Origin of the sequence: Marinobacter lipolyticus (assembly GCF_018424605.1) — a bacterium.
GTDB classification, from domain to species: Bacteria; Pseudomonadota; Gammaproteobacteria; order Pseudomonadales; family Oleiphilaceae; genus Marinobacter; species Marinobacter lipolyticus_B.
Genome location: NZ_QTKT01000010.1, coordinates 150,713 through 158,058, shown reverse-complemented (window position 1 = coordinate 158,058; position 7,346 = coordinate 150,713). Strand labels below are relative to the sequence as shown.

Sequence of the window (7,346 nt, the reverse complement as noted above, 5' to 3'; positions counted from 1 at the left end):
TTCAACGCTGGGCGGGAGCAGCAGCGTCTGACTGCGAGGGGTACCTTCCAGATGTCTCATAAAAAAATAACCGCGAGCCATGTCGCGGTTATTTTGCCAGTTTGGGAGGCTGTTTTCACACAGCCTCCTTCAGCCGGCTTTTTTGTTGGACATGGGACAAGCCTCAGGCCTCGTCAGAAGCCATCTCCGGCTGCGAGACCGGCGCATCGGCAACCTGGGCAACGGCGGAGAACAACGCCTGCAGCGTTGCCGAGGTGGTGTCTTCCGCCAGCGCAGCAGCACTGCAGTGTTCTCCATCCACCGTCAGGCGGATACAGGCCAGGGCATTGGCCGTGGTACCCTCGCCCAGGGCAAACTCATCGTAGGCCTCAACCGCGATCGACACACCACACGCCACCTCCAGCGCAGCAGAAACGGCTTCCACGGCGCCCAGCCCCCGTCCTTCCAGACGCACGGCGTGTTCGGCGCTGCCCATGGTGAACGATGCTTTAACACCGTTATCGTCCCGGTGCAGATCGTAGGATTTAAGCGCCCAGGGTTGATAGACCTTGAGGTAACGATCCTCGAACAGCCGATGAATGGTCAACGAATCAATCTCGCCTCCGTTGATTTCGGCTTCCCCCTGTACCACCTTGCTGAATTCGATCTGCAGCCAGCGTGGCAGGCTGATGTTGTAATCCCGCTCCAGCACGTAGGCAACGCCCCCTTTACCGGACTGGCTGTTGATGCGTACCACTTCCTCATAGCGACGCCCCAGATCCCGGGGATCAATCGGCAGATAGGCCACGTTCCAGGTGTCGCCGTCCTTGCGCCTCGACAGGCATTTGCGAATGGCGTCCTGGTGACTGCCCGAGAACGCGGTAAACACCAGCTCACCGGCGTAAGGGTGGCGGGGATGGGTGGAGATTTCGGTGCACGCCTCGACCACTTCGGTAATCTCCGCCATGCCGGACAGATCGAGCGTGGGGTCGATACCCTGGGAGTACAGGTTCATGGCCATGGTAACCAGATCCATGTTGCCGGTGCGCTCCCCGTTGCCCATCAGGGTACCTTCTACCCGGTCCGCGCCGGCCATAACGGCGAGCTCGGCCGCTGCCACTGCACAGCCACGGTCATTGTGGGTGTGTACACTGATGCTGAAATGCTCACGGTAACGAACCCGGTCGCAGATCCATTCGATCTGATCGGCAAACACGTTCGGGGTTGCCATTTCCACCGTCGCCGGCAGGTTGATGATCACCGGCTGGCCCTGATCCGGGCGCCATACCTCGTTTACCGCGTCGATCACCTCTGCGGCGAAATCCAGCTCGGTGCCGGTAAAACTCTCCGGGGAATACTGGAAGGTCCACTCCGTTTCCGGATGACGGGCAGCAATGTCCCGAACCAGCCGGGCGCCGTTCACGGCAATGTCCCGGATCCCGTCCCGATCCAGCCCGAACACCTGTTCGCGCTGAACCGTAGAGGTGGAGTTATACACGTGAACAATGGCTCGCGCCGCCCCCTTCAACGCTTCGTAAGTCCGTTCGATCAGCTCCGGACGGGCCTGCGTCAACACTTGGATCTTCACATCGTCCGGAATACGGTTCTCTTCAATCAGCTTGCGGCAGAAATCGAAATCCGGCTGGCTCGCTGCGGGGAAACCTATCTCAATTTCCTTGAAACCGAGCTTGACCAGCAAATCGAACAGACGCTGCTTCTGGGCAACGGACATGGGCTTGACCAGTGCCTGATTGCCATCACGAAGATCCACAGCGCAAAAGGCCGGCGCCCTGTCGATGACCCGGTCAGGCCACCGACGATCTTTCTTGGCCACGGGTTTGAAAGCAACGTATTTGCGATGATCGAATGCCATGATGTGTTTTCCTTGCGCGTTACAGGTGCCAATCAGCGTATGGTGTACAGAATACCCGCGATTACGGGAAAAATGATTGCTATTTTTACGAACAGGCCTGATATTTTAACTTTTTATAGCCTATATAAAACAAAAGAAGCAATATTATGCCTAATTCAAGCGCCCCGCTCGTTAAAATTGATAACACCGACCGCAGAATCCTCGAACAGCTGCAGCAGGACGGCTCGCTCACCAATCAGGAACTGGCAGACAAGGTCGGTCTCTCACCTTCCCCCTGCCTGCGCAGAGTAAGGGCCCTTGAAGAGGCAGGCATTATTGTGCGGAAGGTGACCATACTCGATCACAAGAAACTCGGGTTATCGCTCACCGCCATCATACTGATTGGTATGGACCGCCATACGCCTGAACGGTTTTCAGCGTTTGAGGAACAGGTTGCAGCGTACCCGGAGGTACAGGAGTGCTATCTGATCACCGGGCAGGATGCAGACTACATGCTGAAAGTGGTGGTACCGGACATGGACCATTACCACCACTTCCTGCTCAACCGCATTACCAGAATTCAGGGCGTGAGCGGCGTCCATTCGAGTTTTGTACTGCGGCGGGTTATCGACAACACCGCCCTGCCACTGGGGTATCTTTCGTAAGCGCGGGCGGTCAGGGGCGAACCAGCGCCTTCATGTACGCGGCGACCATGCCCTTGAGCTCGTCAACCAGACGGCTGGCCTGATGATCCGGAAGCGTGACCGCTAACCGCAGGATACTGCCGGCCGAGCGGGGCAACATCAGGCTGGCGGTCCAGCGTCGGTCACCATCAAGCTGAGGAAATTCCTCCTGCAGCCGGGCATCCAGATCACGGGCGTTACTGTAGAGTTCCCGCAAATCCAGCTCCCGTAATTCGGGCATGGACTCCACGCCACTCCAGATGGCCGAATACGCCGGCTCGTCACGGTAGAACTCGTAGAACAGGTCAATCAGCACATCCACCGCATCTGTCAGACTGGTTTCTCCAAGACGATCCCGCAACGCGGTCTCCATCTTTTCCACCTGGCGCTCGGCCACTGCCTTCACAATGGCTGGCTTGTTCGGAAAATAACGATACAGGGAGGCCAGCGACATACCCGATTGCCGGGCGATGGCGGACATGCTGGTTGCGTCGACACCAACGTCATGAAAAATGGCGGCAGCATGGTGAAGAATGTTGTTGACGCGCTCGCGGCTGCGAGCCTGAACGGGTTTCCGCCGAGGCGTAACATCCACGACGAACTCACTGCTCTGTAAACTCATAAGCGGGGTGCACCTACTCGATCTGTACCTTATGTGACAGGCTCCGTACAATATCCACCACTTTACGACAATTGAAGGGGCTGGCGCGCCATCCGCGGCCTGTCCATTAGTCTAAGAACCTTTTACAACCTCATACGGAAGACACAATGCGAGCAAGCCGTTTCCTGATTGCCACTCTGAAAGAAACACCGGCCGATGCGGAGGTTATCAGCCACCAGCTGATGCTCCGCTCCGGGATGATTCGCAAGCTCGCCTCGGGACTTTACACCTGGTTACCCATGGGCCTGCGCACCCTGCGCAAGGTGGAACGCATCGTGCGCCAGGAAATGGACAAAAGCGGCGCCCAGGAACTGCTGATGCCAGCCGTGCAGCCGGCGGAACTCTGGCAGGAGTCCGGACGATGGGAACAGTATGGCGGCGAACTGCTGCGCATGAACGACCGCCATGGCCGTGATTTCTGCTACGGCCCGACTCACGAAGAAGTGATCACCGACCTGATCCGCAACGAACTGAAAAGCTATAAAGAGCTGCCGGCCAACTTTTATCAGATCCAGACCAAGTTCCGCGACGAACGCCGGCCGCGATTCGGTGTCATGCGTGCCCGTGAGTTCCTGATGAAGGACGCCTACTCGTTCCACGTCACTGCGCAATCCCTGGACGAAACCTATCAAACCATGCACCGCACCTATTGCGCGATCTTCGACCGCATTGGTCTGGATTACCGGCCGGTCCAGGCCGACTCCGGCGCCATCGGCGGCAGTGCCTCTCACGAGTTCCATGTTCTGGCGTCGTCGGGTGAAGATGACATTGTCTTCAGCACCGACAGTGACTACGCGGCAAACATTGAAAAAGCCGAAGCCGTTGCGCCGGCGGCAGAGCGCGCGGCAGCAACCGAGGAACTGAAGGAGATTGCCACTCCGGACCAACGCACCATCGCGGCTGTTTCTGAGTTCCTGGGCATTGCTCCCACCCGCACGGTGAAAACCCTGCTGGTCAAAGGCGAGGCGGATGACGACGGCGACGCCGGACTGGTAGCGCTGATCCTGCGCGGCGATCACAGCCTCAACGACATCAAGGCCGAGAAACTGGCCGGCGTTGCCGAGCCACTGACCATGGCCACGGACGAGGAAATCGAGCAGGCCGTTGGCTGCTCACCGGGGTCCATCGGTCCGGTCAATCTTCCGCTACCGGTGATTGTGGATCGCAGCGCCGCCCAGTTGTCCGATTTTGTCTGCGGCGCCAACCGCGACGGTTTTCACCTGACGGGGGTCAACTGGGATCGTGATGTCAGCGCCGACCGCATCGAAGACATTCGTGATGTGGTGGAAGGTGACCCGAGCCCGGATGGAAAAGGCACCCTGGAGATCCGACGCGGTATCGAAGTGGGCCATATTTTCAAGCTGGGTAACAAGTACAGTACCGCGATGAACGCCAAAGTGCTCGACGAGAATGGCAAGAGCGTGATCCTGGAGATGGGCTGTTACGGTATCGGCGTGTCTCGCATCGTGGCAGCGGCAATCGAGCAGAACCACGACGACAAGGGCATCATCTGGCCGGACGCCATTGCCCCGTTCGAAGTGGCGATCGTTACTCTCAACGCGCACAAATCGCCGGCAGTGGCTGAAGCGGGCGACCGCCTATACGATCAGCTGCGCCAGGCTGGCTTTGACGTTTTGCTGGATGACCGCAATGAACGTCCGGGCGTCAAGTTTGCCGATATGGAGCTGATCGGCATTCCGCACCGGTTTGTCATCTCCGAACGTGGCCTGACTGCAGGCACGCTGGAGTACAAGGGACGCCAGGATGACGACAAGCAGGACGTCAGTATCGAGGAAGCGCTACCGTTCCTGCTGAAAGCCTCTCCCCGCAACGGCCTTTGAGGCAGCCGCTGACGCCGGAGATCACTTCTCCGGCGTCAGCACAGCAGGAATAACGCCAGGCTCCATCTCCAGGGCAACACCAAAACGCTTCACCACGTCCTTGCGGATTCGCTCAGCGAGGGTCAGCACATCGGTGCCATTACCCCCGGAATGATTGATCAACACCAGCGCCTGGCGATTGTGCACACCCACCCGCTCATTGCGGTAGCCTTTCCAGCCGCATTGATCAATTAGCCACGCTGCCGCCAGTTTGGCCGTTTGCGCGCCAGGGTAACCGGGCATATCCGGATAGTCAGATTTCAGCTTGTCCCAGGTCGCTAACGACACCACCGGATTCTTGAAGAAGCTACCGGCATTCGGCACTTGCTGGGGGTCCGGCAATTTGCGGCGCCGCACCGCCATCACGGCCTGGGCGACATCCAGCGGCGTCAGTTCCTCCGTGTTCTGGCCATCGAAATAGTCAGCCAGGTCAGCGTAGCCCAGCACCATTGGCCGTGAGCGGCTCAGGCGAAGCCGCAGCTCCGTGATGACAAACCGCCCCGGTTGGCGCTTGAACAGACTGTCCCGATAGGCAAAGTCGCAGTCTTCGTTGGCGATCACCCGCCATTGACCGGCCTCACGGTCCAACACCGTGACGCTGACAAGACTGTCCCCGAGCTCCACGCCATAGGCACCGATATTCTGCACCGGCGCCGCACCTGCGGTACCCGGAATCAGCGCCAGATTCTCAATGCCCCGATAGCCGGCCGCCGCCGCATAGAGTACAGACTCATGCCAGTTCTCCCCTGCCCCCAGCACCAGCACCGCCGAATCCGCCTCGACCTGTTCCCAGCGCCTGCCGGCAATCGCCATACGCACCACCAGCCCGGAATAATCGTCGGCAAACACCAGGTTACTGCCGCCGCCCAGAATCAGGGTAGGCAGCCCCTCTCTGTCTGCATAATCCAGTATGGGGCCAAGCTGGGTATCGGAGTCTACGTCCACAAACCAACGGGCACTGGCCGCAATGCCGAGGCTGTTCATGGCCTGCAGGCTGACGTGCTCCCGGATGTCCGCAGGCAGGCTCAAGCCAGCCTCTCCCGGATGGCTTCCAGCAGCCCGTCACTGGCCTCTTCAATCAGGTCCAGCACTGCCTCAAAACCTTCATCGCCACCGTAGTAAGGGTCGGGAACCTCATCGTGGGAGCTGTTGCCGTAGCTCAGGAAAAGCTCAGGTTCAGTGCCGCCGTTGCGACGCCAGATGTCCCGGATATCCGACAAGTTCTGACGGTCCATCACCAGAATGAAATCGAAACGCTGCAGGTCACTGGCATCAAACTGTCGCGCCCGCAGCCCGGAGATGTCGATCCCCCGCTGCCGAGCCTTGTCCTGCGCCCGTGCATCCGGCGCCTTGCCAACGTGCCAGTCGCCGGTACCACAGGAATCAATGTGGATGTGGGCGGCCAGGCCGGCACTGTGAACGGCCTGGCGAAACACCCCTTCGGCACTCGGAGAACGGCAGATATTGCCAAGACAGACAAACAGCACGCTCACCGGTTTGCGATCGCTCATGGTTGATTTGCCTCCATCCACTGACGCAGCCGCTGAAGATCCGCCTCGGTATCAACGCCCGCCGGCGGCTGCTCCACAGCCTCTTCCACGTGAATCTGCGCGCCGTTATACAGGGCGCGCAACTGCTCCAGGGATTCCGTGAGTTCGGTGGGCGCCGGTGCCCAACCGACAAAATCGCTCAGCAACCGCACCCGGTACCCATAGATGCCAATGTGACGGAAATAGTTCACACCGGAAGGCAGGGTTTTCTCACGGGGCGGCCAGTGGTCGGTTTTCCAGTGGTCCCGGGCCCAGGGAATGGGCGCACGGCTGAAGTAATGCGCCATCCCCTGATGATCGGCAACCACCTTGACCACGTTGGGATTAAACACGCTGTCGGCATCCGTAATTTTCTCGCACAGGGTGGCAATGGCGGCGCGGGGAAAGCGCTGAAGATTGTGTGCCACCTGATTGATCAGGGCGGGAGGAATCAGGGGTTCGTCGCCCTGAACATTGACAATGCGGTCATTCGCCGCAAAACCCAGTGTGCGGGCCACCTCTTCCAGCCTGTCCGTGCCGCTGGCGTGATCGGGCGAGGTCATGACCACCTCGGCACCGAACGCCTGGCAGGCGGCCTCAATGCGCTCATCGTCGGTCGCGATCACTACACGGCTCGCTGCACTCTCATTGGCGCGCTCGTAGACATGTCGGATCATCGGCTTGCCGGCCAGGTCCGCCAGGGGTTTTCCCGGCAACCGGGTGGATGCGTACCGAGCGGGAATCACCACGGTAAAAGACATG

At 59.4% G+C, this 7,346-nt stretch carries 7 protein-coding genes; 2 read left to right on the top strand and 5 right to left on the bottom strand.

What is annotated here, in order from left to right:
* Nucleotides 1–163: 163 nt before the first annotated feature.
* Nucleotides 164–1,852 (bottom strand): 2-isopropylmalate synthase, encoded by a 1,689-nt coding sequence (gene leuA, locus DYI22_RS14205; RefSeq protein WP_213478747.1) that lies wholly within the window; start codon nucleotides 1,850–1,852, stop codon nucleotides 164–166.
* A 146-nt stretch (nucleotides 1,853–1,998) separates the two neighbouring features.
* On the opposite strand from leuA, the gene DYI22_RS14200 reads away from it, so the two are divergent.
* Nucleotides 1,999–2,496, top strand: coding sequence for an Lrp/AsnC family transcriptional regulator (locus DYI22_RS14200; RefSeq protein WP_213478746.1), 498 nt, complete (start codon nucleotides 1,999–2,001; stop codon nucleotides 2,494–2,496).
* A 10-nt stretch (nucleotides 2,497–2,506) separates the two neighbouring features.
* Here the strand turns inward: DYI22_RS14200 and DYI22_RS14195 are convergent, their stop codons facing one another.
* Nucleotides 2,507–3,136: a TetR/AcrR family transcriptional regulator gene (locus tag DYI22_RS14195; RefSeq protein WP_213478745.1), complete on the bottom strand. Its 630-nt coding sequence runs from the start codon at nucleotides 3,134–3,136 to the stop codon at nucleotides 2,507–2,509.
* Nucleotides 3,137–3,282: 146 nt separating this feature from the next.
* Here DYI22_RS14195 and DYI22_RS14190 point away from each other — a divergent pair, with 146 nt between their 5' ends.
* Complete coding sequence (locus DYI22_RS14190) at nucleotides 3,283–5,016, top strand: proline--tRNA ligase (RefSeq protein ID WP_213478744.1); 1,734 nt, start codon at nucleotides 3,283–3,285, stop codon at nucleotides 5,014–5,016.
* A gap of 21 nt (nucleotides 5,017–5,037) precedes the next feature.
* On the opposite strand, the gene murB is transcribed toward DYI22_RS14190, so the two are convergent.
* From murB to kdsB, 3 genes are read right to left on the bottom strand one after another with little or no spacing between them, the layout of a single operon-like run.
* The gene (gene murB, locus DYI22_RS14185; RefSeq protein WP_213478743.1) at nucleotides 5,038–6,084 is read right to left on the bottom strand and encodes a UDP-N-acetylmuramate dehydrogenase; all 1,047 of its coding nucleotides are present in this window, start codon (nucleotides 6,082–6,084) and stop codon (nucleotides 5,038–5,040) included.
* A complete protein-coding gene (locus DYI22_RS14180; protein WP_213478742.1) occupies nucleotides 6,081–6,566 on the bottom strand; it encodes a low molecular weight protein-tyrosine-phosphatase in 486 nt (161 codons plus the stop codon). Before DYI22_RS14180 ends, murB begins: the two co-directional genes overlap by 4 nt.
* Entirely contained in the window at nucleotides 6,563–7,345 is a 783-nt protein-coding gene (kdsB, locus tag DYI22_RS14175) for a 3-deoxy-manno-octulosonate cytidylyltransferase (RefSeq protein ID WP_213478741.1), read from the bottom strand. Before kdsB ends, DYI22_RS14180 begins: the two co-directional genes overlap by 4 nt.
* Between the last annotated feature and the right edge of the window lies 1 nt (nucleotide 7,346).